Origin of the sequence: Veillonella parvula, from assembly GCF_048309325.1 — a bacterium.
Classification (GTDB): domain Bacteria; phylum Bacillota; class Negativicutes; order Veillonellales; family Veillonellaceae; genus Veillonella; species Veillonella parvula_T.
The window spans coordinates 626,801-650,549 of the sequence record NZ_DBFBTX010000005.1; the positions used below are offsets into that span (position 1 = coordinate 626,801).

General features: G+C 37.5%; 25 protein-coding genes and 1 riboswitch. All 25 genes read right to left on the bottom strand.

Annotated elements, in window-relative coordinates; genetic code table 11:
* Positions 1-11 precede the first annotated feature (11 nt).
* The 25 genes from rseP to remA all read right to left on the bottom strand — a co-directional run bounded on the left by rseP (position 12) and on the right by remA (position 23,741).
* The gene (gene rseP, locus ACMKPP_RS07750) at positions 12-1,028 is read right to left on the bottom strand and encodes an RIP metalloprotease RseP (protein ID WP_287507821.1); all 1,017 of its coding nucleotides are present in this window, start codon (positions 1,026-1,028) and stop codon (positions 12-14) included.
* 8 nt (positions 1,029-1,036) lie between these two features.
* Positions 1,037-2,182: a 1-deoxy-D-xylulose-5-phosphate reductoisomerase gene (locus ACMKPP_RS07755; protein ID WP_004695700.1), complete on the bottom strand. Its 1,146-nt coding sequence runs from the start codon at positions 2,180-2,182 to the stop codon at positions 1,037-1,039.
* An 18-nt stretch (positions 2,183-2,200) separates the two neighbouring features.
* The gene (locus ACMKPP_RS07760) at positions 2,201-3,025 is read right to left on the bottom strand and encodes a phosphatidate cytidylyltransferase (protein ID WP_024061702.1); all 825 of its coding nucleotides are present in this window, start codon (positions 3,023-3,025) and stop codon (positions 2,201-2,203) included.
* Between the two features lie 3 nt (positions 3,026-3,028).
* Positions 3,029-3,793, bottom strand: a complete 765-nt coding sequence (locus ACMKPP_RS07765; RefSeq protein WP_008600848.1) for an isoprenyl transferase — start codon at positions 3,791-3,793, stop codon at positions 3,029-3,031.
* Positions 3,774-4,025, bottom strand: a complete 252-nt coding sequence (locus tag ACMKPP_RS07770) for a hypothetical protein (protein WP_004695694.1) — start codon at positions 4,023-4,025, stop codon at positions 3,774-3,776. The genes ACMKPP_RS07765 and ACMKPP_RS07770 overlap by 20 nt, the downstream gene beginning before the upstream one ends.
* A complete protein-coding gene (frr, locus tag ACMKPP_RS07775; protein ID WP_024061704.1) occupies positions 4,025-4,585 on the bottom strand; it encodes a ribosome recycling factor in 561 nt (186 codons plus the stop codon). Before frr ends, ACMKPP_RS07770 begins: the two co-directional genes overlap by 1 nt.
* 5 nt (positions 4,586-4,590) lie before the next feature.
* The gene (gene pyrH, locus ACMKPP_RS07780; RefSeq protein WP_008713845.1) at positions 4,591-5,316 is read right to left on the bottom strand and encodes a UMP kinase; all 726 of its coding nucleotides are present in this window, start codon (positions 5,314-5,316) and stop codon (positions 4,591-4,593) included.
* Positions 5,317-5,378: 62 nt separating this feature from the next.
* A complete protein-coding gene (gene tsf, locus ACMKPP_RS07785) occupies positions 5,379-6,059 on the bottom strand; it encodes a translation elongation factor Ts (RefSeq protein WP_004695689.1) in 681 nt (226 codons plus the stop codon).
* A 98-nt stretch (positions 6,060-6,157) separates the two neighbouring features.
* Positions 6,158-6,910, bottom strand: a complete 753-nt coding sequence (rpsB, locus tag ACMKPP_RS07790; RefSeq protein ID WP_004695687.1) for a 30S ribosomal protein S2 — start codon at positions 6,908-6,910, stop codon at positions 6,158-6,160.
* Positions 6,911-7,163: 253 nt separating this feature from the next.
* Positions 7,164-7,814: a ribulose-phosphate 3-epimerase gene (gene rpe, locus ACMKPP_RS07795; RefSeq protein WP_008713843.1), complete on the bottom strand. Its 651-nt coding sequence runs from the start codon at positions 7,812-7,814 to the stop codon at positions 7,164-7,166.
* 1 nt (position 7,815) lies between these two features.
* Positions 7,816-8,679 (bottom strand): ribosome small subunit-dependent GTPase A, encoded by an 864-nt coding sequence (rsgA, locus tag ACMKPP_RS07800; protein WP_418369579.1) that lies wholly within the window; start codon positions 8,677-8,679, stop codon positions 7,816-7,818.
* Positions 8,680-8,687: 8 nt separating this feature from the next.
* The gene (gene pknB, locus ACMKPP_RS07805) at positions 8,688-10,613 is read right to left on the bottom strand and encodes a Stk1 family PASTA domain-containing Ser/Thr kinase (RefSeq protein ID WP_042466902.1); all 1,926 of its coding nucleotides are present in this window, start codon (positions 10,611-10,613) and stop codon (positions 8,688-8,690) included.
* A 27-nt stretch (positions 10,614-10,640) separates the two neighbouring features.
* The gene (locus ACMKPP_RS07810; protein WP_004697417.1) at positions 10,641-11,342 is read right to left on the bottom strand and encodes a Stp1/IreP family PP2C-type Ser/Thr phosphatase; all 702 of its coding nucleotides are present in this window, start codon (positions 11,340-11,342) and stop codon (positions 10,641-10,643) included.
* Positions 11,335-12,381: a dual-specificity RNA methyltransferase RlmN gene (gene rlmN, locus ACMKPP_RS07815; protein WP_021148108.1), complete on the bottom strand. Its 1,047-nt coding sequence runs from the start codon at positions 12,379-12,381 to the stop codon at positions 11,335-11,337. The genes ACMKPP_RS07810 and rlmN overlap by 8 nt, the downstream gene beginning before the upstream one ends.
* 18 nt (positions 12,382-12,399) lie before the next feature.
* Entirely contained in the window at positions 12,400-13,755 is a 1,356-nt protein-coding gene (gene rsmB, locus ACMKPP_RS07820; RefSeq protein ID WP_418369580.1) for a 16S rRNA (cytosine(967)-C(5))-methyltransferase RsmB, read from the bottom strand.
* Positions 13,736-14,530: a DUF116 domain-containing protein gene (locus ACMKPP_RS07825; RefSeq protein WP_004695673.1), complete on the bottom strand. Its 795-nt coding sequence runs from the start codon at positions 14,528-14,530 to the stop codon at positions 13,736-13,738. Before ACMKPP_RS07825 ends, rsmB begins: the two co-directional genes overlap by 20 nt.
* Positions 14,514-15,524, bottom strand: a complete 1,011-nt coding sequence (fmt, locus tag ACMKPP_RS07830) for a methionyl-tRNA formyltransferase (protein WP_004695671.1) — start codon at positions 15,522-15,524, stop codon at positions 14,514-14,516. Before fmt ends, ACMKPP_RS07825 begins: the two co-directional genes overlap by 17 nt.
* Positions 15,517-16,005, bottom strand: coding sequence for a peptide deformylase (def, locus tag ACMKPP_RS07835; RefSeq protein ID WP_012864309.1), 489 nt, complete (start codon positions 16,003-16,005; stop codon positions 15,517-15,519). Before def ends, fmt begins: the two co-directional genes overlap by 8 nt.
* Before the next feature lie 13 nt (positions 16,006-16,018).
* Entirely contained in the window at positions 16,019-18,202 is a 2,184-nt protein-coding gene (priA, locus tag ACMKPP_RS07840; protein ID WP_418369581.1) for a replication restart helicase PriA, read from the bottom strand.
* Positions 18,203-18,264: 62 nt separating this feature from the next.
* A complete protein-coding gene (gene metK, locus ACMKPP_RS07845) occupies positions 18,265-19,455 on the bottom strand; it encodes a methionine adenosyltransferase (protein WP_004695665.1) in 1,191 nt (396 codons plus the stop codon).
* 49 nt (positions 19,456-19,504) lie between these two features.
* A riboswitch (SAM riboswitch) is annotated at positions 19,505-19,605 on the bottom strand.
* Between the two features lie 44 nt (positions 19,606-19,649).
* On the bottom strand, positions 19,650-21,314 hold the full coding sequence (locus tag ACMKPP_RS07850) for a SulP family inorganic anion transporter (protein ID WP_418369582.1): 1,665 nt from the start codon (positions 21,312-21,314) through the stop codon (positions 19,650-19,652).
* A gap of 41 nt (positions 21,315-21,355) precedes the next feature.
* Positions 21,356-22,561, bottom strand: coding sequence for a bifunctional phosphopantothenoylcysteine decarboxylase/phosphopantothenate--cysteine ligase CoaBC (coaBC, locus tag ACMKPP_RS07855; RefSeq protein WP_418369583.1), 1,206 nt, complete (start codon positions 22,559-22,561; stop codon positions 21,356-21,358).
* Between the two features lie 52 nt (positions 22,562-22,613).
* Complete coding sequence (gene rpoZ, locus ACMKPP_RS07860; protein ID WP_004695660.1) at positions 22,614-22,829, bottom strand: DNA-directed RNA polymerase subunit omega; 216 nt, start codon at positions 22,827-22,829, stop codon at positions 22,614-22,616.
* Between the two features lie 4 nt (positions 22,830-22,833).
* On the bottom strand, positions 22,834-23,463 hold the full coding sequence (gmk, locus tag ACMKPP_RS07865) for a guanylate kinase (protein ID WP_012864305.1): 630 nt from the start codon (positions 23,461-23,463) through the stop codon (positions 22,834-22,836).
* An 8-nt stretch (positions 23,464-23,471) separates the two neighbouring features.
* Complete coding sequence (remA, locus tag ACMKPP_RS07870) at positions 23,472-23,741, bottom strand: extracellular matrix/biofilm regulator RemA (protein ID WP_004695657.1); 270 nt, start codon at positions 23,739-23,741, stop codon at positions 23,472-23,474.
* Positions 23,742-23,749 lie beyond the last annotated feature (8 nt).

Here is a 23,749-nt window from a genome sequence, read left to right on the forward strand (position 1 = left end):
TCCCATCTGTCTTATAGTAAACGGAAAATATCCTGCGTTGTTACATATAAGAATAATGCTACCATTAAGGCAACCCCAACCATTTGTATATACATAAGAGCTTTAGCAGGTAATCTACGGCCTGTTATAGCTTCCGCCAAGATAATAATCAAGTGACCACCATCTAAAACAGGTAATGGTAAAAGATTAATGACCCCTAAGTTAATACTAAGAAATGCAGCAAAACTTAATAGTGGTGCAAATCCTGATTGTGCAATAGCACCTGCCATTTGGGAAATTCCTACTGGACCAGATAATTCGGCTGCTTGTGTGCCACGAATCATATCGTAAATCCCACTGACCATAGCAACAATAGTTTGCCCCGTCCGACTAACAGCAAGGCTCAAAGATTCACCAATGCTATAAGTTTCACGAGTAAAGCTAGGGTAGATGCCAATCTTAGGACTATCTTGTTCCATTTTAGGTATTACCGTAGTCTCTATAGTTTGTCCTTCACGCTCTACAACAACAGTTACACCATGGTTTGCTGTGCCTTGTAAGCTAGGACGAATATCATCCCAAGTACTAATTTTTTTACCATCAATCGTAATAATTCTATCGTTAGCTTCTAAATGAGCCTGTTCTGCAGAACTACCTGCAATAATGTTACCAATTACAGGTTCATTTGTATATGTAAGATTTCCTACAGTCACATTGAGGCCAAAGAAAAGTACAATGGCTAATATAAAGTTAAATACAGCCCCTGCAGAAATAACAATAAATTTTTTCCACGCAGGTTTATTATAAAAGGAGCGCTCATTAAGAGGCTCGTCAGGTGTCATACCAGCAATACGATTAAATCCTCCAAGAGGAATTATACGAATAGAATATAAAGTTTCCCCTTTTTGTACTTTAAATATGGCTGGACCAAAACCTATAGCAAATTCATCAACTTGCATACCTGACATCTTAGCTGTAATAAAATGGCCTAATTCATGAATAAACACGATTAAACCAAATACAAATATTGTGGCTAATGCCGTAATCATATATTCTCCTATAACATCAACGATGTTGCCTTTTCACGGGCCCATCTATCGATGGATAATAAATTATCTAATGTAAAATCATCTTCTGGTCCCATAGATTCAAGAACAGAAGTAACGACTTTATAAATATCACCAAAGGCGATTTTATCTTCTAAAAAGGCATATACTGCCGTTTCATTAGCTGCATTAAATACAGCAGGTTTAAATCCACTAGCACGTCCCACCTCATACGCAAGTCGAAGTGCAGGAAAATCGTCATACCGTGGAGGTAAAAACTCCAATTGTAGTGCTTGAGTAAAATCAAGATGATTCATACTTAAAACTTCACGTTTTGGATACGTCAAAGCATATTGAATGGGTTCGCGCATATCTGGATTACCCATTTGCGCTAATATCGCACCATCCTTCATACGTATCATAGAATGAACAATACTTTGAGGATGTACTACTACATCAATATGATCAAAATCAAAACCAAATAACCAATGAGCTTCTATTACCTCTAAGCCTTTATTGAATAAAGAGGCAGAGTCTATAGTTATTTTATTACCCATATTCCAAGTAGGATGTCGCAAACAATCTGCAGCAGTTGCAGTTTGAATTTTACTAGAATCCCATGTGCGTAAAGGACCACCAGAAGCAGTGACAATTAAAGAATCAACATTGTCACGTTTCTGTCCTTCTAAGCACTGAAATATAGCACTATGTTCACTATCGATAGGTAGGATTTGCACGCCATGTTCTTTAGCTAAAGCCGTAATTAATGGACCTCCAGCAACAAGAGTTTCCTTATTAGCAAGACCTATAGTCTTACCTTGTTTTATAGCTTCCACTGTGGGCTCAATTCCCGCAGCACCTACAATAGCAGTAACAATCATTGTTGCTTCTTGAATTGTAGCTGCTGCAATGAGGGCTTCCTTACCACCTATCAATTTTGTAGGACCTGTATAGCGTGCTTGTAATTCTTTAAAAGCACCTTCATCTACAAGACCCGCCACCAAAGGTTTATATTCTTTAATCTGATGTTCTAAGAGGTCAATATTATGATGTGCCACTAAGGCAACCACCTTGAATTGATCTGGATGTTGAGACACCACATCAAGCGTCTGTGTACCGATAGAGCCAGTACTACCAATAATACTTAGGTATTTCATAAGTGTACCTCTATGAAATTAGTACAAAAATAGTAATATATATACTAATGTAATAGGAGCCGCAAATAATAAACTATCAAAGCGATCCAATACACCGCCATGACCTGGTAATAATGTACCAGAATCTTTTACATTACATAGTCGTTTAATCTTTGATTCAAACAAATCACCTAATGGTGCTAATATACCGCTAATCATACCTACATGGATTCCCATCCACCAAGGAATGCCAACGATATACGAAAATACTGCACCTGTAAGGATACAGCCGATAAATCCACCAATAAAACCTTCTAGTGTTTTATTAGGACTAATGGATGGTACTATTTTACGTTTACCAAAAGCTCGACCTGAAAAGTATGCAAAGGTATCGCTAGCCCAAGTAGTAAACAATAATAACCAAAGTGTAATAGTGCCCCAGTTATATAGTTCAAAAGGCATTGATAAATTCATGTAAATTGAGTCATGACGAATCAAGAGCAATGAAGTCATACCCATACCAATATATAATAAACCAAATACACTAAAGGATACACTAGACATCGAGTACTTAGTTTCACCAAATGTACACAACATATAATTGGCAAATAAACTTAATACTAAAATAGCTATAGCTATAATATACTGATGACATGCAAGAGCAATCATTAGCAATAAAATGCTAATATATCCCCATATAATGGATATCCGAACACGTTTAGCTTTACCAAGTAATACAAACTCACGCCACCCTAATAAAGCTAAAAGTGTAATTAGCACATCATACACTAATCCACCAAATGTAATGGCCCCTAAGGCAATAATAAAACCAATAACAGCGGTAATAACACGTGTTTTTAACATTTTTTATTCCTCATCACATAAGCCACCAAATCGGCGTTCTCGTTTCTGATATGCCGCCACAGCTTCAAGTAAAGTTTCCTTAGTAAAATCTGGCCAATGCAAATCGGTAAACCAAAATTCAGCATACGCTAGTTGCCATAACAAAAAATTACTAATTCTAAAATCACTACTAGGACGAATTAATAAATCTACATCACTAAACTCTTTAGTGAATAATTGAGAACTTACATATTCTTCAGTAATTTTGTCCATTGTAATAACGCCATCCGCAACGGATTTTACAATGTCGCGGATAGTTCTAACTATTTCATCACGCCCACCATAGTTAATCGCTAACTGTAATGTGAGGCCTGTATTATTCTGAGTTAATAATTCTGCATCTTGAATGATTTTTTGTAGGTCTTCTGAAAGCCCTCCAATAAAACCAATAAATCGAATGCGTACATTATGTTCATGCATATACTTAACATTATTATTTAAGTATTCTTTTATGAGAGACATAAGTAAAGAAACTTCCTGTTCAGGACGTTTCCAGTTCTCCGTGGAGAAACCATATACCGTAAGAGCTCTAATTCCGATCTCATCTGCGGCCATAACAATTTCTTTTAATACATCTGCACCAGCACGATGCCCCATGGAGCGCGGCATGCCTCTGCGTTTAGCCCATCGTCCATTACCATCCATAATAATAGCAACATGTTGTGGAATTATATTACGATCAATGACAGGCGTATCAGAACGTTTACGGTTAAATAATTTCTTTAGCATAGTCTACCTCGATAGAATTTCCGAAGTCGCTGGCAATCATTGGTCTATATAGTAGTATATGTAAGCACTCATCAACCTTTGTAATACGTGCCACATAAAATCCTTTATCTGAAATTTCAAAGAAGCGATTAAAGGATCCACCAATCATTACCTTAAAAGGAATATGGGCAGCCTGCAAACGAGACTTTGCAAGCTGCCATGGTATTCCAATAAGGCTATTAGAATCTAACATTATACTTCTAATACGTCCTTTTCTTTTACTGCTTTTAACTCATCGATTTGCTTAACTTTAGCATCGGTAAGCTTTTGGATTTGATCTAAACCGTCTTTAGCATCATCTTCAGTAATCGTTTTAGCTTTCTCTTCTTTTTTTAATGCTTCATTTACATCGCGACGAATGTTGCGCACTGCAACTTTTGCATCTTCAGCCTTTTTATGAACTACTTTAACGATTTCTTTACGACGTTCCTCAGTTAATTGAGGAATACTTAAACGAATTTGTGCACCATCATTACCAGGGTTCAAACCTAAATCAGATTGTAAAATTGCTTTTTCAATAGCACCAATCATTGTTTTATCCCAAGGTGCAATCACAATCATTCGAGGTTCAGGCACGGAGATATTCGCAACTTGATTAATGGGTGATAGACTTCCATAATAATCAACCATTACTTTATCAAGTAGTGCTACACTAGCACGGCCTGTACGAATAGATGCGAATTCATGTTTTAAAGCCTCAATAGACTTATTCATGCGGTCTTCTGCTTGTTGTAACAATTCTTTAATTTCCATATGAATTATTCTCCTCGAACAATGGTCCCTATCTCTTCACCTTTAGCAGCTTTTGTAATATTACCAGGAATATCCATGCTAAATACAATAATAGGAATATTGTTATCTTTACATAAAGTTGTGGATGTAGCATCCATTACTTTTAATTCTTTTGTGATAATCTCGTTATATGTTAATTCGTCAAATTTAACGGCATTAGGATTTGTCTTAGGGTCAGAATCATATACGCCATCTGCAAATTTCTTTGCCATTAAAATAGCATCGGCTTCAATTTCAGCAGCCCGTAATGCAGCTGTTGTATCTGTAGAGAAGTAAGGTTTACCAAGGCCAGCACCGAAGATAACGATACGTTTTTTTTCTAAATGACGAATAGCGCGACGACGAATATAAGGTTCTGCAATTTCTTGCATTTCAATAGCTGTTTGAACACGTGTATCTACACCAGCTTGCTCTAATGCATCTTGCAATGCTAAGGAGTTCATCACTGTTGCTAGCATCCCCATATAGTCAGCAGTAGCACGATCCATACCTTGATTGCTACCAGCTAAACCTCTCCATAGGTTACCGCCACCAACAACAATCGCGATTTCTAAATCAGTGGATTTTGCTAAAGCAGCAATTTCTTTTGCAAATTCTTCAACAACATCAGGATTAATACCAAAACCTTGTTCACCTGCTAATGCTTCACCACTCAACTTTAAAACAATACGTCGAAACTTTCTTTTTGCCATATTTTTACTCCTCTATTGCAAAATAAGAGAACACTGTACGGTGTTCTCTTATTGTTTATTAATTATTTACCAACAGATGCCATTACTTCTGCTACGAAGTCATCTTGGCGTTTTTCAATGCCTTCACCTAAACCATAGCGAACAAAACGACGTACGTTGATGTTTTCACCGATTTTTGCAATACTTTCATTAATGATGTCTGTAACAGTTTTATCGCCATCTTTAATGAATACTTGTTCTAATAGGCAATTTTCTTTATAGAATTTTTCAATACGACCTGCAACCATTTTTTCTAAAACAGCTTCAGGTTTTGGTTTACGACCAGCTTTAACGTCTTCTTCAGCTTCTACTTTAGCTTGTTCCAATAATACTTGTTTTTCGTGTTCAATTACTTCAGTAGGAACTTCTTCACGGTTCAAGTATGTAGGATTTACAGCTGCAATTTGCATTGCGATGTCGCGTGCTAAATTTTGGAAATCATCAGTTTTTGCAACGAAGTCAGTTTCACAGTTAACTTCCACTAAAACACCGATACGACCACCAGCATGAATGTAGGATTGTACTACACCTTCAGCTGCAATACGACCAGCTTTTTTAGCTGCCGCAGCCAAACCTTTTTCACGAAGAAGGTCAACCGCTTTATCGATATTACCGTCAGTTTCAACCAATGCTTTTTTAGCGTCCATCATACCTGCGCCAGTCATGTCGCGCAATTCTTTTACCAAAGCAGCAGTAATTGCCATTATTTTGTTCCTCCTAGTATTAATTAAGGTAAGGATATAGTCCTTACCCCAATTATATATGTTATAGATTTATCTTTCAAATGCTAATACGACAACGATTAAGCTTTACCGTCTCGAACCATTTCTGCGGAATCAGCTACCATGTTATCTAATGCTTCTTCAAAGGATTCGCCTTGACGACCTTCAAGAACAGCGTCAGCCATTTTACCAGCCAACAATTTAACAGCGCGAATAGCGTCATCATTTGCTGGGATTGGGAAATCAACTTCGTCTGGGTCGCAGTTAGTGTCAACTGTTGCAACTACAGGAATACCCAATTTTTTAGCTTCTGCAATAGCGATTTTTTCTTTTTTAGGATCTACTACGAAAAGAGCACCTGGCATTTTAGGCATATCTTTAATACCGCCAAGGTATTTTTCCAATTTATCCATTTCATGACGAAGACCGATAACTTCTTTTTTAGGCAATACTTCGAAAGTACCGTCTTCTGCCATAGCTTCCAATTGTTTTAAACGTTTAATACGAGTTTCAATTGTTTTGAAATTAGTCAACATACCGCCCAACCAACGTTCGTTAACGAAGAACATGTTAGCACGGATAGCTTCTTCTTTAATAGCTTCTTGAGCTTGTTTTTTAGTACCTACGAACAAGATTACTTCGCCTTGGGAAGCAACTTCACGCAAGAAATTGTAAGCTTCTTCTACTTTTTTAACTGTTTTAGACAAATCAATGATATAAATACCATTGCGTTCAGTGAAGATGAATTTCGCCATTTTAGGGTTCCATCTTCTAGTCTGATGACCAAAGTGTACACCAGCCTCTAATAATTGTTTCATTGATACTACTGCCATTGTGGCACCTCCTGTTAATTAACCTCCGCCGCTTCATCCTTCGGGTCACCCAAAATTAGGCACAGTACCGAAGTCCACTGACGTGCATATTTTTCATACCTAATAATTCTAACAAAAAATCATGGCAAAAGCAAGCAAGGAGTGAGGAATTCTTTAAGTATGCCTCACTCCTTATTTTAAATACATTCTCTTTCTTATTGATGTACGATCTTATGTTCAAATTTGAATTATAGAATATTATGAAAATATTTATTTAATTATTGCGAATGAATTCAATCATACTTGCACGATCTTCAGCACCAAATACTGCAGAACCAGCAACTAAAACTGTAGCCCCCGCTCTTTTAATCGGTACACAAGTAATATCGTTAATACCACCGTCCACCTCAATGACTGCCGTTGAATTGTCTACTTCTTCTAACAATATCTTAGCTTGTTTAACTTTTTTTATGGCATTTTTAATAAAAGATTGTCCTCCAAATCCTGGATTCACAGACATAATTAAAATCATATCTAAATCTGCAGCTACATCTTCTAGTAGAGATACAGGTGTACTAGGATTCAATGCTACACCAGCCTTCATCCCACACTGCTTGATATGTTGAATCAAACGATGCATATGAGGTACAGTTTCTTGATGAAAAGTAAAATATTCTACACCAATTTTTGCAAATTCTTCTACATAATCACCAGGATTAGTAACCATCAAATGCACATCAAATGGTAATTTTGTATATGGACGAATGGCTTTCACAATGGGAGCACCAAAGGTTAGATTAGGAACAAAGTGTCCATCCATGATGTCGATATGTAATAAATCAGCCCCCGCTGCTTCAATAGATTTTAATTCCTCGCTTAACACCGCAAAATTTGCGGAAAGCATAGATGGTGCAATTTTTATCATATTAAAACCTCTTTCGTTGACTTTCTATATCATTACGTATAGACATATAAGCATCATATCGTCCTTGATGAATATGACCAGCTTCTAGAGCAGCTTTAATCCCACAAATGGGTTCATGTTCATGATAGCAAGGACTAAATTTACAAGTATCAACATATTCACCAAATTCTGGGAATAATGTAGGCAATCTTTCAAGGGAAACATCATTAAATTCAATAGCACTAAATCCAGGTGTATCCATGATAAAAGAATCTGCATCTAAACTATATAAAGAAGCGTGACGAGTGGTGTGTTTGCCACGTTTAATCTTATCACTTACCTCCCTAGTCTGGAAGGCGAATTTTGGGTCTACTGCATTTAAAAGACTACTCTTACCAACACCAGATGGACCTGCAAAAGCTGTTACCTTATGTTGAAGCACATGACGTAAATCATCGATGCCTGTCATATTATATGTGGATGTCATCAAAACCTTATAACCAATTGATTTATAAAGATCAACCATAGTTTCCGTCTCTGAATCCATCAGGTCACATTTATTGATACATAGCACGATAGGTATATCCGCATGTTCAATCATAACGAGCATTTTATTAAGTAATAGCTCATTAATATCTGGTTCATGGGCAGCCACAACTAATACAACTTGGTCAATATTAGCTACTGCTGGACGTACCATCGAATTATGACGTCCATGGATGGATTCAACGAACCCATCCTCCGAAATCGTAACGCGGTCACCCACAAGTAAACTATAACGACCTTTCTTAAGTCTGCCACGAACCTTACATTCATGAATGGTGCCCGTATCATCTTGTACATAAAAGTACCCATTCATATTTTTGACAACAATGCCTGTAATCATAGTACCTCTTATAATGCAGTTTCTTGCACTAATGCACCATTGAGGTATACCTCAATACGTACATTACCTACACCGGACACTTTTCGAACAATACGATCTCCAGGTTTATTGGTATCATCATAAATTACTGCGGAACCTTCATCATCTTTTACGACAATTTTAAGTTCTTGATTTTTAGAACCAGCTGGTACAGTAACATCTATAGTACCAGTTGTTTTATTACCACTGTTTCCATCTTTTTTATCAGATTTCTTTTTATCATCTTTGAACTCAGTCGTAAGATTTAATGTGGAGCCTTCGTCAATTTCATCGCCAGCTTTAATGCTTTGCTCTATAACCACAGATTTTTCTTCCACAGATCCAGATACTTGGTTTACACCTAGTTGAATATTACTCAATGTATCACGAGCATCTTTTAATGTCATACCAACAAGATTAGGTACTTTGACTTTCTTAGCCTTCGCTTTATTTACAACGAGATCAATTGTTGTCCCTTTAGACACTTTAGAATCTCCGGAAGGACTCTGAGCAATGATTACACCATCTTTTTTACCATCTACAGATTGCTGTGTTATTTTCCCCACAACTAAACCTAAATCTTTAAGTCGTTGACGGGCTTGATCCACAGTTAAATCAGTTAAATCTGGCACCGTAATATCGCCTACACCTTTAGAAACCACAAGATGGATTGTTCGTTGCTCTTTAACCTTCTCTCCAGCTCCAGGAGTTTGAGAAATAACTTGACCAGCTGGCACATCTGGATTTGTGACTTCACTTGTAGACACACGCAAATGTTTATCTTCTAAGATATTTTTTGCTACAGAAACTTGTTTGCCTACCACATTAGGTACATCTACTGTTGTATTACTCCAGAAATTACCGTAGCTTAAGAAAGCACCTAAAAATGCTACTAAGAAAATGACAGCAGCACCTAGAACGATGTATTTTTGTGGAATCGATGCAATTTTACTTAACATACTCTTCTTTTTACCCTCTTCTTTTCGTTCTTCTTGAATCGTACTAAGATCTTCAAGTGCTTCAGGATCAACAGCAGGAATCATTTGTGTAGCAAAGTCATATGGTTCATGACGTTGTGTTTTGCCCATCGTAAAACCTTGAGATAATCGCAAATCACTGATCATATCAGAGATAGAATCAAATCGATCAGCAGGATTTTTAGATAATGCTTTCATAACAACAGCTTCTAAAAGCGGAGGAATTGATGGATTATATCGTGTTGGAGGTTCTACCTTCTCACGAACATGTTTTAATGCTACCGCAATTGGCGTTTCCCCTTCAAATGGTACACGACCTGTAAGCATTTCATACAATACGACACCCAGAGAATAGATATCTGTATTGCCGTCTACCGGTTTACCACTAGCTTGCTCTGGTGATAAATAGTGTGCTGAACCCAAAATCGAATTCGTATACATAACTGTGTTAGTTGCATTTATTGCACGAGCAATACCAAAGTCAGTTACTTTAACGCGCCCCGTATTGGTAATAATAACATTATGTGGCTTTATATCACAATGAACAATGCCCATTGTATGCGCGTGTTCTAAGCCTTCAGCTATGGCGATAGTAAATTTAACAGCCTCATCTATGGACAGTCTTCCATGACGAGTTATATATTTTTTTAAGGTTTCACCATCTACATATTCCATGACAATGTAATGTAGATTTTGATCAAAACCTACATCATACATATTTACAATATTTGGATGATTTAATTTACCTGCCGCTTGTGCTTCTCGTTTAAATCGAGTCACAAATTCGTCATCATTTGCAAAATTAGCATGCAATACTTTTATTGCTACTTGTCTACCTAGTAAGGTATCTTCTCCAAGGTATACATCAGCCATTCCACCAACGCCAATTTTATCAACAATTCGGTAGCGGTTATCTAGAAGTATGCCTTTTATATTCATAGTACTCATTATTTCTCCATTTCTAGATTAGATTGTTCCCACCACAATGGTCACATTATCTCCTGCTCCGACTTCATATACAGCTTCCATCAATGATTCAATAACCAACATATCATCATCCGTTGATTGTAATGCAGAGGCAATTACATCATCGGATACATAGCCACTTAATCCATCAGTGCAAAGTAAAATACGATCACCGGGAAGAATAGATTCTACGCCACTATCAACCTCTAAGATTTCATCAACACCAACTGCGCGAGTTAATAAATTCCGTTGAGGGTGATTTAGCATTTCATCCTTTGTAATCTCTCCAGCTGTTAATAATTCTTGTACCATAGAATGATCCGTAGTAATTTGTCGTAAATGACCATCTCTATATACATACAAACGACTATCACCAACACTTGCCCAGTAAAGTTGATTACCATTTATAGCTGTAACTACAGCGGTAGTACCCATACCAGCAAGACGTTCTTCACAAGCAACGCGATTTACAATACGTTGATTAGCGTGAATAATAGCATCACATAAGTCTTGTTGACCTATCGTTTCAAGGGAGGACAAATATTCTTTTATTTCATCTACAGCATAGGTACTTGCAATTTCACCACCGCTATAACCACCCATGCCATCAGTAACAGCACAAATATGGCCATCAATGAAGAAACGGTCCTCGTTACGCTGGCGCACAAGCCCAATTTTACTTAAACCAACAAAATTATTCATGATTCTCCTTTTTCCGACCATGAGCAGCCTTTAACTGCCCACATGCGGCTTGGATTGCATCGCCCATTTCCTTTCGTACCGTTACTGATACACCATAGGAACTGACGATGTCTTTAAATGTATTCATATTCGTAATAGATGGTTTATATAATTCAATATGTTCATTGCCATTAACTGGGATCAAGTTAACATGACAATTTGGGAAATCTTTACAGATTTTCCCCAAAGCATGAGCCTCATCCATAGATGCATTTACAGAATCTATAAGAATATACTCAAAGGTAACACGACGCTGTGTCGTATTATAATAGTATTTTACCGCATCTAAGACTTCCGTCAATTCATAACGTGCCCCAACGGGCATAATACTACGACGAACTTCATTATTTGTAGCATGTAATGAAAGTGCTAAGGTTATTGGCAAACCTTCATCAGCTAATTTATAAATATTAGGAACCCAACCACAAGTGGAAATCGTCATCTTACGATAACTAATATTACAAATCATAGGATCATGTAGTAGTTGTAATGCTTGTAATACATTATCATAATTTTGTAACGGCTCCCCTGCGCCCATAACGACAACAGAATGTATTTCCTCTTTAGTAAGAGCCCCAAATATGACAACTTGTCCAATAATCTCAGCGACTGTTAAATCTCTGTATAAGCCACCTTGTGTAGAAGCACAGAATACACATCCCATAGCACACCCCACTTGAGAGGAAACACATACAGAATACCCATAGTGTTGCTCCATCAAAACTGCTTCCACACGACTTTGATCTGACATCTCTACAAGTATTTTGCGAGTCTTTCCATCAGGGGCAATAGACTCTGTAATTAATGTAGGTAAAGAAATAACACAATTATCACCTAGCCATTGACGCAAGTCTTTCGGAAATTGTGTCATGTCTTCAAAATCAAAAATATATCTATGATAGATATAGTCAATTAACTGTTTCGCTCGAAACTTTTGTATATTATGGGTCTTAAAGATAGATTGTAATTCTTCTAAAGACTTACCCAATAATTCTATCATGGTGCTCCATTTCTTATATTATGATAAGCGTTTCATGCGAGCCATAAAGAAACCATCCATATGATCTCGCGGTGGATAGGTTGTAATCATACCATCTATAGCTTGTGGTGCCCCTTTATATGATACAGGATCGATGATAAAGTTCTTATGAATTGCCAAGAATTTATTTAGAACAGCTTCATTTTCACCACTATTCATAGTACATGTGGAATATACTAAATATCCATTAACCTTAACCATTTCAGAAGCTTTTTCTAATATTTCAAGTTGTAACGGCGGCAACTCAATAAGTAAAGACTCTGTTTTACGCCAACGCATGTCTAATTTCTTTTGTAATATACCTAGACCAGAACAAGGAGCATCAACTAAGACGCGATCAAATTGTTCTTTCCAATTATCAGGAAGATAACGACCATCTTGAAGCTTAGTAGAAATAATAGATACACCTAATCGCTCAGCATTTTGATTAATCAGTTCTAATTTATGGTCGTAAATATCACAACTCATAATAGCTCCTGTATTATTCATAAGACTTGCCATATGCATAGACTTGCCACCTGGTGCAGCACAACAGTCTAAGATAAGCTCTCCTGGTTGAGGATCTACCACATGGGCTACTAACATAGATGCTTTATCCATAAAAGTAATATGACCTTCTAAAACAGGTTTAGCTTTTTCTAAATGACCTTGATGTCCATCAATATAAACTACTTCAGGAATATATGTATCCTGTTCTACAATCCAATCTAAATCTTCTAATTCTTTTAAACAATCCTCAGTAGATACTTTCACTGTATTTATGCGAGCCGTCAAACGAGGTTGTTCATTAAACCAAGAACAAAGATCTACGGTCTTATCTTTTCCCATTTCTTTTATCCATAAGTTGACAAGCCATAATGGTTGATTGTAGATAAAGGAAATTTCTTCAGCTTCGGACTTAGCTAGTTCACCGATAGAAATGCTATCACTTTCACGTAAAACCGAACGCAAAACAGCATTTACAAAACCAGATAAACCTCTAGTTAGCTTTTTGGCGAGTTTAACAGATTCGTTAACAGCCGCACTTTCAGGAACCTTATCCATATAGATAATTTGATAAATACCAAGTCTAAGGATTTCCACAACCATAGAAGATAGTTTCTTTAAGGGTCGCTTTGCAAAGTGAACAATAATAGCATCCAAGTAATTTTTTCTACGAATGACCCCATACACAAGTTCAGTAAAGAATCTTCGATCTAAATCGGATAGATGATATTTCTGTAAATACTCTTGCAACTTTATATTTGCATAAGCACCATTGCGATTAATTTCACTCAATGCTTTTACAGCGAGCAATCGAATATTTTGTTGTTGATTAGTCTTTACCTCTATCATTACTATTCCTACCAATCAATTGTTCTACTACTGCTCGAACACGTTCAGAATCGACTGTTGTATTACAACATGGCCCATTAGGACGTTCATTTAATACCCCAATAACTGGGATGGGAAATACATCAGCCATTCCACTTGCTAAATCTCGTTCGCAAGCTATTGCTACAATAGCTTTTGGGCGTGCTTCCTTTACCTTCATCCGCGCTAAGGTGCCTCCAGTGACAACTATAAATTGACAACCATAGTCCTTAGCCACTTGCAACAAATTACCAACCTGGCATCGCCCACACTGCTTACAATTATATACATCATGTGTAACCTTATGAACACACGAACTTTCTTGTAAACAGTGAGGAGTTAATAATAATATACGTTCTGGATCTACCGTATACATATCTAGCATTACTAAATGATTGATTAAATCAATCATAGACTGGCGGAGTTGATCCTTAGTAACCCCTCTCACCTTACCAATCGCCAAAGTTAATGGAAATAATCCATAAATAAACTGATTGGCTAGTCTTAAAACAATAGGATGTAACCTTATAATACCTGTGCTAGCAACAATTAAAGATAAGCACAAAATCCATATAATAGCAATAAGTATAGATATAACTACACTACTTATAATTGATGCAAATGGATGCAATTGTAAAAGTCCTGGTTCTAATATATACATTAGAAAGGCTAGTACTGCTGTGAGCAAAGCACATGTAATAGTTGATAAAATCAAGTATAACGGATACGTTTCGTACTGCTTATATTGAGTCCCCAAAAACGATACCTTCCTTTATTTGATGACCATTTATAAAATCAATTGCAGAAATGCGTTTTTTATTTTCTGGTTGGACTTCTGTTAATAGAATTATATTTCCATCACCACAAAATACACCTAAACCGGCTATTTTAGATACGATTGTACCAGGCACAGTTGTGGCTGATATAGCAATTGGTACATGTTTACCATGGACATCTATCAAACAGTGAGTCGTATCACTGGGAACCACTTCTCCAGACCATACTTTTAAACGTTTTCCATCGAGATATGTATAACATCCAGGTGCTGGATTAAGTCCTCTAATGAGATTTGCAATTTCATTAGCCGGCTTAGACCAGTCGATCTGCCCCATTTCCTTTGTAATCTTAGTAGTATGTGTAGCCATTGAATCATCTTGTGGTGTAGCCACAATTTCTCCATTAACCCAACGAGTTAATACAGGCACTATAGTTTCACCCCCCAGTACAGCTATACGTTCAAATAACTGTCCTGTCGTTTCACCGGGTAAAATATCTATCTCCACAATGTCAATGATATCACCTGTATCAAGGCCATCATCCATATGCATTATGGTAACACCCGTTTTAGAGTCTCCATTAAGAATTGCATAATGAATTGGCGCAGCGCCTCTATAACTAGGTAAAATAGAGGCATGAACATTAATGCAACCATATTGCGGCAATCGAATAAGCCAAGGAGGTAATATTTTACCATACGCAATAACAATCACTACATCTGGTTGTAATGCTTCTAATTCGGCTCTCACTTGTTCATCACGCAAAGTGACTGGTTGATATACAGGCAAGTCATGCTCTAAAGCAGCTACTTTTACAGGGGGCATTTGAACTTGTTTACCACGCCCTTTTTGTTTATCAGGCTGGCAATACACACCGACAATAGAATGACCAGCTTGAATCAAAGCCTCTAAGGTAGGCACAGAAAAGTCTGGTGTCCCCATAAAAACGATGCGTAATTGTTTATTATCAGACAATTTCTTTCTCCTCTGGATGATCAGTAATTAATCGTAAGTTAGTTGCTTTTTCAATAAACAAATGACCTTCCAAGTGATCAATTTCATGTTGGAAAATACGCGCCAAAAAACCTTCAGCTTTTATAGTTACCTTCTTATTATGTGGATCAATACCTTTAACAGTGACTTTATTAAATCGTTCCACATCTCCGAAATATCCTGGCACACTTAAGCATCCTTCAGGTCCAACTTGAGAACCTTCAGCATGAGTGATTTCAGGGTTAATTAGCGCAATAAGACCACTACCAGATTGGTCATCTACAACGATAATACGTTTAGCTACAGCCACTTGAGGTGCTGCAAGACCAACCCCTTCAGTCTTATACATAGTTTCAGCCATATCATCGATAAGGACTCTAAGTTTTTTATTAACATGTTCTACAGGTTCCGCCACTTGTTTTAAAACGGGATGACCTGCTTTCACAACATCTAATACAGCCATTGATACTCCTACACTACACGGGATCCACGTCAATCAGCAGTCCTTCTTGCGTGAAAATCCATGAGTTATATATATATTCTTTCAAATTTGTTAAATCTGTACCGCGAATCATAATAGCTAAACGATACATATCGCGCACTTTTTTTATAGGCGCTTCATAAGGACCATTAATCAAAATATCCTGATTTCCTTTATAAGACTCCAAGTCATCGACAATACGATTTGCTATAGACTCTAATATTTTCATATCTTGATGACGCACTACCATATGAATCATTTCGCGAAATGGAGGATATCCTAAAGCTTTACGATTTTTAATTTCTTCATTGTAAAAGCCTATATAATCATGAGCCTTACTCTTTATTATAGCATAATTTAAAGGATTATATGTTTGTATTACAACGCTACCCGGTTTTTCACCCCTACCAGCACGTCCAGAGGTTTGAGTAAGTAAATCAAAAGTTCGTTCTGAAGCTGTATAAACAGGAATATTCAAAACTGAATCGGCTGTTAAAATACCAACAGCTGTTACATCTTTAAAGTCATGACCTTTAGATACCATTTGTGTTCCCAACAAAATATCATATTTATGAGCCCCAAAGTCATGTAAAATATCTTCTGCTAATTGCTTATTTTTTGTCACATCTTGATCAAGACGAGCAATGCGGGCCGATTTAAAGTGACGACGTAACTCTTCCTCTACCTTTTGTGTGCCTGAACCAAAAAACTTAATCCTCTTACTATTACATTTGGGACAAACAGTTGGAATTGGTTCATGATGTTCACAATAATGACAACGCAATTCTTCACCAGCTTGGTGATAAACCATAGCTACATCACAATGAGGACACATAATAGTTTCCCCACAATCCCGGCACATAACAAAAGTACTATAACCGCGTCTATTTAACAGAATAATCATTTGATTATGCTCATCTAATGTATGTTGAATTAAGCGACTCATGGCATCAGAAAAAACGGAGTAATTTCCATGAAGAATTTCTTCCTTCATATCTACTATAGTAACCTTCGGCATAGGTTGCTCAAAAATGCGATTTGGCAACTCTAGTAAATGATACTCCCCTTGCTTAGCTTTATAGTACGAAGTAACAGATGGTGTAGCAGAACCTAAAATAACGGGACAACCATGTGCCTCAGCACGCCACAATGCCACGTTACGTGCATGATATCGAACCATATCCTCTTGTTTATAAGATGGATCATGTTCTTCATCGACCACAATAAGGCCGATATCCTCAGCTGGCGCAAATACGGCAGAACGAGCGCCAATAATAATGTGACTATCCTTACGGCGCAAACGATCCCAATTATTGTTCCGTTGTTGTACCGTCAATTTACTATGAAATACTACGACTTCGTCACCAAAAGTTTCTACAAATCGTCTCACAATTTGATCAGTCAATATAATTTCAGGTACTAAAATAATAGCCGTCTTATCCTGACTAATACATTTTGCTGTAGCACGTAAATATAATTGAGTCTTACCACTACCAGTGACACCATGAAGTAAAAAGGTTTTATGTTCATGGCTATTCATTGCAGCTTGTATTGGTCCATATACAGCTTGTTGAGCTTCAGTAAGAGGAATATTAACTTCTTCTGTTAAAAGCTCATCAAATGTTGTTTTTGTGGCTTTAAAACGAGCTTCAACGACAATACCTTTAGCTTCACTCATTTGTTTAATGACCATACGAGAATAGCCTTTAGCTAGCAGTAATGCCTTAGATGCTCCGCCCACTTCAAGTAAGTATTTTGCTAATTCTCGTTGTTTCTTTTTCCGTTCACTAAATTGTGCCACCGAAAATTCTGGCATAACTACTAACCATTCTTCCTTTGGTGCCTCGTAAGATTTTAATGTCTTATTCACTGTAAACAATCGCAATGCATCGCCATAAGAGAATAAATAATACTCATTTAGACGACGGGCCGTATCCATCATTTCCGGTGTAAACCAAGGTTCACTATCTAATACTTGCACAATATTTCGTAAAGTGAACTCTGGTGGCTCAACTAACTCGTCGTAACCAATAAGAATGCCTTCTTCACGACTATGTCCTAAAGGAATGAGTACGCGCGTACCAGGTAAAACATTACCAAACTTTTCAGGCATTAAATAGCTCAAAGGTTTATGAAGTTGTTTGGCTGGTCTGTTAATTATAACTTGTGCTACGCGCATACATTATTTCCTTTCGTTTATTATAAAAGGTCTCAGTAGAAATTCTACCAAGACCTTTTGTATTATAAGCCAGCTTCTTCTTTTAGAATTTGTGCTTTATCTGTACGTTCCCAAGGTAAATCCACATCAGTTCTACCAAAGTGACCATACGCTGCAGTTTTGCGATAATGAGGCTTTAACAAATCAAGCATTTCAATGATTCCTGCTGGACGAAGGTCGAAATGTTTTTTAACAAGCTCTTGAATTTTTGTTTCCTCTATGCGACCTGTACCAAAAGTATCAACTAAAATAGATACAGGATGAGCAACCCCAATTGCATAAGCAACTTGCACTTCACATTTATCAGCAAGACCTGCTGCTACAACATTTTTAGCTACATAACGTGCTGCGTATGCTGCAGAACGGTCCACTTTAGATGGATCCTTACCAGAAAATGCACCGCCACCATGACGGGCCATACCACCGTATGTATCTACAATAATTTTACGGCCAGTTAAACCAGCATCACCATGAGGGCCTCCAATTACGAAACGACCAGTTGGATTGATGAAGTATTTAGTATTTTCATCAACGAATTCAGCAGGCAACGCTGCGTCAATTACATAACGCTTCAAATCGGCTTTAATTTGTTCTTGGGTCACTTCAGGGCTATGTTGCGTAGAAATAACAATTGTATCAATGCGCTTAGGTTTACCATCAACATATTCTACAGTAACTTGAGTTTTACCGTCTGGACGTAAGTAAGTTAAGGTCCCATCCTTACGAACTTCTGTAAGTCGACGAGATAAACGATGTGCCAAGGAAATTGGCAAAGGCATGAGTTCAGGTGTTTCATTAGATGCATAGCCAAACATCATACCTTGGTCACCAGCACCGATTTTATCAAGCACTTCACCATTGCCATCTTTTGATTCAAGTGCTTCATCAACGCCCATGGCGATATCCGCAGATTGTTCATCGATGGATACAAGTACACCACAAGTATCACAATCAAAACCAAATTTTGCACGAGTATAACCAATTTCACGAATTGTATCACGTACGATGCGAGGAATATCAACATATGTATGAGTAGAAATTTCACCTACTACATGAACTAAACCAGTAGTAACTAAAGTTTCACAAGCCACACGAGCAGTTGGATCCTTTTCAATAATCGCATCCAAAACAGCATCAGAAATTTGGTCAGCTATTTTATCTGGATGGCCTTCAGTAACAGATTCAGAAGTAAAAAACATATGTTTTTCAGCCATTTTATCCTCCTAATACGAAAAAAAGTCTCTCATGCACTCATGAGAGACCCTCCCATCTAACGACATTTGTCATAGGAATTAGCACCTTTTCCGCTTGGAATGGTTGCTGTAGCTTCACAGGGCCTATCCCTCCACTACTCTTGATGAGTTACAAAAATATTATAGTGTATTTACAGTGAGAAAGCAAGTCATTATTATACCTCTCTTGCCTCTTTTAAAGCTAAATCATGTTCGGCCTTATGAAGGGCACTTTCAAACTGACGATACATATGATGACGACCCAGAATATCCAAGAAATCAGATTTATACATCTCTCTACGTATATCGTAACTCACATCACTAAGCAAAACTTCTATGCCTCTTTTTTGCAGTTCTTCAATAATACCTCGTAAAATACGTAAACCCGTTAAATCTACAAATGGTGCTTTTACAAAACGAATGATTAAATATTTAGGATCTTTATGTATAGAGTTTAACGCTCTATCAAATGCACTTATAGCACCAAAGAATAATGGGCCATCTACAGTGTATACCATTATTTCTGGATGGATTGTAATCTCATGCCTAATCTGAGCTGATAATTCGGCACTACTTGCTTCATGCACATCAATTGTATTAACCATTTTGCGCATAAACTGCAACACTGCAAGTACTACACCTACATTTACAGCTACTACTAAATCCGTAAAAATAGTCAGGAAAAAGGTAAGCAATAATATTATTTGATCTGGACGAGGTGCGAGAATAAGCATTCGTATAAAACGTGGTACATCACTCATATTGTAGGCTACTACAAATAATATGGCTGCCATAGATGCCAACGGAATATACACTGCATATGGGGCTAAAAATAAAAGAATGGCACCTAATGTAATGGCATGAACAATACCTGCCACCGGAGAATTACCACCTTGACGAATATTTGTGGCAGTTCGCGCAATAGCACCGGTTGATGCAATTCCACCAAACAATGGCGCAAATATATTAGCTAATCCTTGTCCAAATAATTCAGTATTAGATTCATGCTTGGTGCCACTCATACCATCAGCAACAACTGCAGACAATAAGGATTCAATAGCGCCTAGCATGGCAATTGTAAAAGCCGGCCCGATTAAGGATAAGATTTTATCAAAACTCAATTTTGGTACAGAAAATTCTGGCAAACCTTGAGGTATGCCACCAAATGCACTACCAATGGTTAAAACCGTAGGAAATTGGTAGATGGCTTGAATAACCGTAGCAACAATCATAGCTACAATGGGAGCTGGAACTTTATTAATATATGGGATTTTAGGTAAAATTAACAGTAGACTTAAGCTTAAGATCGCAATCCCCAATGTAGGTAAGTCAGAGTATGGTAAGGACTGAATCATAGTCCATAATTTTTCATGGAAATGAGCCATATAAGGCAACGGTGGAAATCCAAAGAAATATGGCCATTGCCCCACCCAAATTGTAACACCAATACCCGCTGTAAAACCCATAATAACAGGTGTGGGTATAAACCGAATGACTGTCCCTAACTTTGCAACACTCATTAAAACCAGAATAACTCCTGCCATCATGGTCGCAATTTGTAAACCTTCAAAGCCATAATTGACAACGATACTGCTCAATAGAACGATAAATGCCCCTGTAGGGCCCGCAATCTGAACAGGGGAGCCACCAAACAAGGATACAAAAATACCTGCAATGATTGCCGTATAAATGCCCGCCTGCGGTGTAACTCCACTAGCAATAGCAAAGGCCATTGCTAAAGGCAGAGCCACAACCCCTACGACCAATCCGGCGATAATATTATTACTCCATTTTCCTTTTCCTAATGAGCCGTCTAAATATGCTTTTTGTATAGCAAACATGTAAGAAAAACACACCCTTTTTAAAACAACACACACAAGAATTAATTTATATCAGCTCTGTTTGCTACTAAATCAATAACTTCTCTAAGGATATGTCGAGCAAGGTCAGATTTTTTCATATTAGGCATTTCTTTAGGCTCTTTATCAGGATATAAAAAATAGCCTTCATTCGTATCTACATTAAAACCTGCATTCGATTTGCTTACATCATTGGCTACAAGCATATCTAGATTTTTTTTAGCCACTTTATCCTGACCATACTTGATTACATGTTCTGTTTCTGCCGCAAAACCAACAAGAATTTGATGACTTTTTTTAGAGCCCAACCCTTGTAGAATATCTGGATTTTTTACAAGTTCTATGGTCATAGACTCCATTTTTTTTATTTTTTTCTCTGCTTTATGAAGGACTCTAAAGTCAGAAACAGCGGCAGCCATAATAACTACATTAACATCATTATAACGAGCTTCAACAGCCTCCTGCATAGATACCGCGGAATCTACAGAAATAAAGTCTACGCTATTTGGTATAGGCAAGGATGTGGGAGCACTTACTAATATCACCTTAGCCCCCATGCGTGCAGCCTGTTCTGCAATGGCATACCCCATCTTACCGCTAGAACGATTTCCAATATACCGAACAGGATCAATACTCTCCTGTGTTCCGCCAGCTGTAACAAGTATAGTAGTACCTTCAAGCTCATTGGTGCTGCACATTTTAGCTTCTAGCCAATCCACAATTGCTTCGGGCTCCGGTAAACGTCCTACACCAGTGATACCACAAGCTAACCAACCTTCTGCAGGGTCCATAATATGGTAGCCCAAAGAACGTAATCCTTCTAAATTGCGTTGAGTAATAAGATTATTATACATTTCTGTATTCATAGCAGGACAAAGGTACTTAGGTGCTGTGGTGGCCATAATTGTTGTAGTTAACATATCATCAGCAATGCCTGCATAAATTTTTCCGATCACATTTGCTGTTGCAGGCACAACTACATATGCATCTGCCCAAGTGGCCAGTGCAATATGTTCTACATCCCACTGATGAACTTGTTCAAACATGTCTAAAGCTACAGGATGTCCACTAATTTCACCAAATGTTAAAGGTGACGCAATATGCGTTGCATTTTGTGTCATTACAACCTTTACTTCAGCCCCTTTTTTACGAAGTCTGCTTACCACTTCAATTGCCTTATACGCTGCAATACCTGCAGATACTGCGACAATGATATGTTTTCCGCGCATGTTCTTCTCCTTTTAAAAATTCCTTGTATCATTGATACAAGGAATTGATTTTTTATTTAATGCCTTCTTTAGTGCGTTTATATGTCACTTCACCTTCAGCAATTTCATAAAATGCCAAAGATACAGGCTTGTCAGTCGCATGTGTAGATTCTGCTAAGCAAGGTTCTCCATCTGTTAATTCGCGAGCGCGTTTAGCCGCTAAAGTCACCAATGTATATTTGCTATCTACTTGGCTTTCCAATTTTTTTAATGGAGGTTTTACCATCATACTATCACTTCTCCTTAGACTCTTGATATTGTTTATAAATATATTGAATTTGCTCTTTATTACGACTAATCTTACAAGACTCAGCTCGCAAGATAGAGGCAACCTTTTCAGAAGCCTCTGCTAAATCATCATTTACGACGATATAGTCATAACGATGAGCTAAGGCTAATTCTGAACAAGCCAATGACAATCGTTTATCAATGACTTCTTTAGCATCTGTGCCACGATTATGTAAACGTTCAGATAACTCCGATAGTGACGGCGGTACAATGTAAATAAATACAGCATCGCTAAAACGTTCCTTAACCTGCATAGCGCCTTGAATATCGATTTCTAATAGTACACTTTTCCCATCATCTAATAAATCCATTACATGCTGTTTTGGAGTACCATAGTAATTATCATATACCTTAGCATATTCTAAGAATGCGTCTTCACTAAGCAAAGACTCAAATTCCTCTTTAGAGCGGAAGAAATAGTTAATTCCTTCCCTTTCACCCACACGTGGAGCACGGGTTGTCATAGAAACGGAATAAACTAAATTAGGCATTTCTTTACGAATATTCGCACAAATCGTACCTTTACCTGCGCCAGATGGCCCGGATATAACGATTAATAATCCTCTGTCTGACATATGCACTCCTATGATTCCACTGTATCTACATCCACATCATGTTGCACAAGTCGATGTGCTACGGTTTCAGGTTGAATTGCAGATAATACAATTTGACCACTATCCATAACTAATACAGCACGTGTCTTACGACCATATGTGGCATCAATGAGCAATCCCTTATCTCTAGCATCTTGAACCATCCGCTTTATAGGGGCGGATTCAGGACTAATAATAGCCATAACACGGTTAGCAGATACCATATTACCAAAGCCTATATTCAGTAATTGAATACTCATTCATAGAC

Coding starts and splice junctions, on each gene's coding strand:
- rsgA (WP_418369579.1), bottom strand. CDS start 8,679: ATGATTACAGGCATTGTTGTCAAAAATATGAATGGGTACTTTTATGTA.
- tsf (WP_004695689.1), bottom strand. CDS start 6,059: ATGGCAATTACTGCTGCTTTGGTAAAAGAATTGCGCGACATGACTGGC.
- ACMKPP_RS07850 (WP_418369582.1), bottom strand. CDS start 21,314: ATGTTTGCTATACAAAAAGCATATTTAGACGGCTCATTAGGAAAAGGA.
- remA (WP_004695657.1), bottom strand. CDS start 23,741: ATGAGTATTCAATTACTGAATATAGGCTTTGGTAATATGGTATCTGCT.
- def (WP_012864309.1), bottom strand. CDS start 16,005: ATGGCTGTATTAGATGTTGTGAAAGCAGGTCATCCCGTTTTAAAACAA.
- pyrH (WP_008713845.1), bottom strand. CDS start 5,316: ATGGCAAAAAGAAAGTTTCGACGTATTGTTTTAAAGTTGAGTGGTGAA.
- ACMKPP_RS07770 (WP_004695694.1), bottom strand. CDS start 4,025: ATGTTAGATTCTAATAGCCTTATTGGAATACCATGGCAGCTTGCAAAG.
- rsmB (WP_418369580.1), bottom strand. CDS start 13,755: ATGATAGAGGTAAAGACTAATCAACAACAAAATATTCGATTGCTCGCT.
- frr (WP_024061704.1), bottom strand. CDS start 4,585: ATGGAAATTAAAGAATTGTTACAACAAGCAGAAGACCGCATGAATAAG.
- ACMKPP_RS07760 (WP_024061702.1), bottom strand. CDS start 3,025: ATGTTAAAAACACGTGTTATTACCGCTGTTATTGGTTTTATTATTGCC.
- coaBC (WP_418369583.1), bottom strand. CDS start 22,561: ATGCGCGGAAAACATATCATTGTCGCAGTATCTGCAGGTATTGCAGCG.
- rpsB (WP_004695687.1), bottom strand. CDS start 6,910: ATGGCAGTAGTATCAATGAAACAATTATTAGAGGCTGGTGTACACTTT.
- rlmN (WP_021148108.1), bottom strand. CDS start 12,381: ATGATAGAATTATTGGGTAAGTCTTTAGAAGAATTACAATCTATCTTT.
- ACMKPP_RS07765 (WP_008600848.1), bottom strand. CDS start 3,793: ATGCTAAAGAAATTATTTAACCGTAAACGTTCTGATACGCCTGTCATT.
- ACMKPP_RS07810 (WP_004697417.1), bottom strand. CDS start 11,342: ATGAATAATTTTGTTGGTTTAAGTAAAATTGGGCTTGTGCGCCAGCGT.
- rpe (WP_008713843.1), bottom strand. CDS start 7,814: ATGATAAAAATTGCACCATCTATGCTTTCCGCAAATTTTGCGGTGTTA.
- pknB (WP_042466902.1), bottom strand. CDS start 10,613: ATGAATATAAAAGGCATACTTCTAGATAACCGCTACCGAATTGTTGAT.
- priA (WP_418369581.1), bottom strand. CDS start 18,202: ATGCGCGTAGCACAAGTTATAATTAACAGACCAGCCAAACAACTTCAT.
- ACMKPP_RS07755 (WP_004695700.1), bottom strand. CDS start 2,182: ATGAAATACCTAAGTATTATTGGTAGTACTGGCTCTATCGGTACACAG.
- metK (WP_004695665.1), bottom strand. CDS start 19,455: ATGGCTGAAAAACATATGTTTTTTACTTCTGAATCTGTTACTGAAGGC.
- rseP (WP_287507821.1), bottom strand. CDS start 1,028: ATGATTACGGCATTAGCCACAATATTTGTATTTGGTTTAATCGTGTTT.
- rpoZ (WP_004695660.1), bottom strand. CDS start 22,829: ATGATGGTAAAACCTCCATTAAAAAAATTGGAAAGCCAAGTAGATAGC.
- gmk (WP_012864305.1), bottom strand. CDS start 23,463: ATGTCAGACAGAGGATTATTAATCGTTATATCCGGGCCATCTGGCGCA.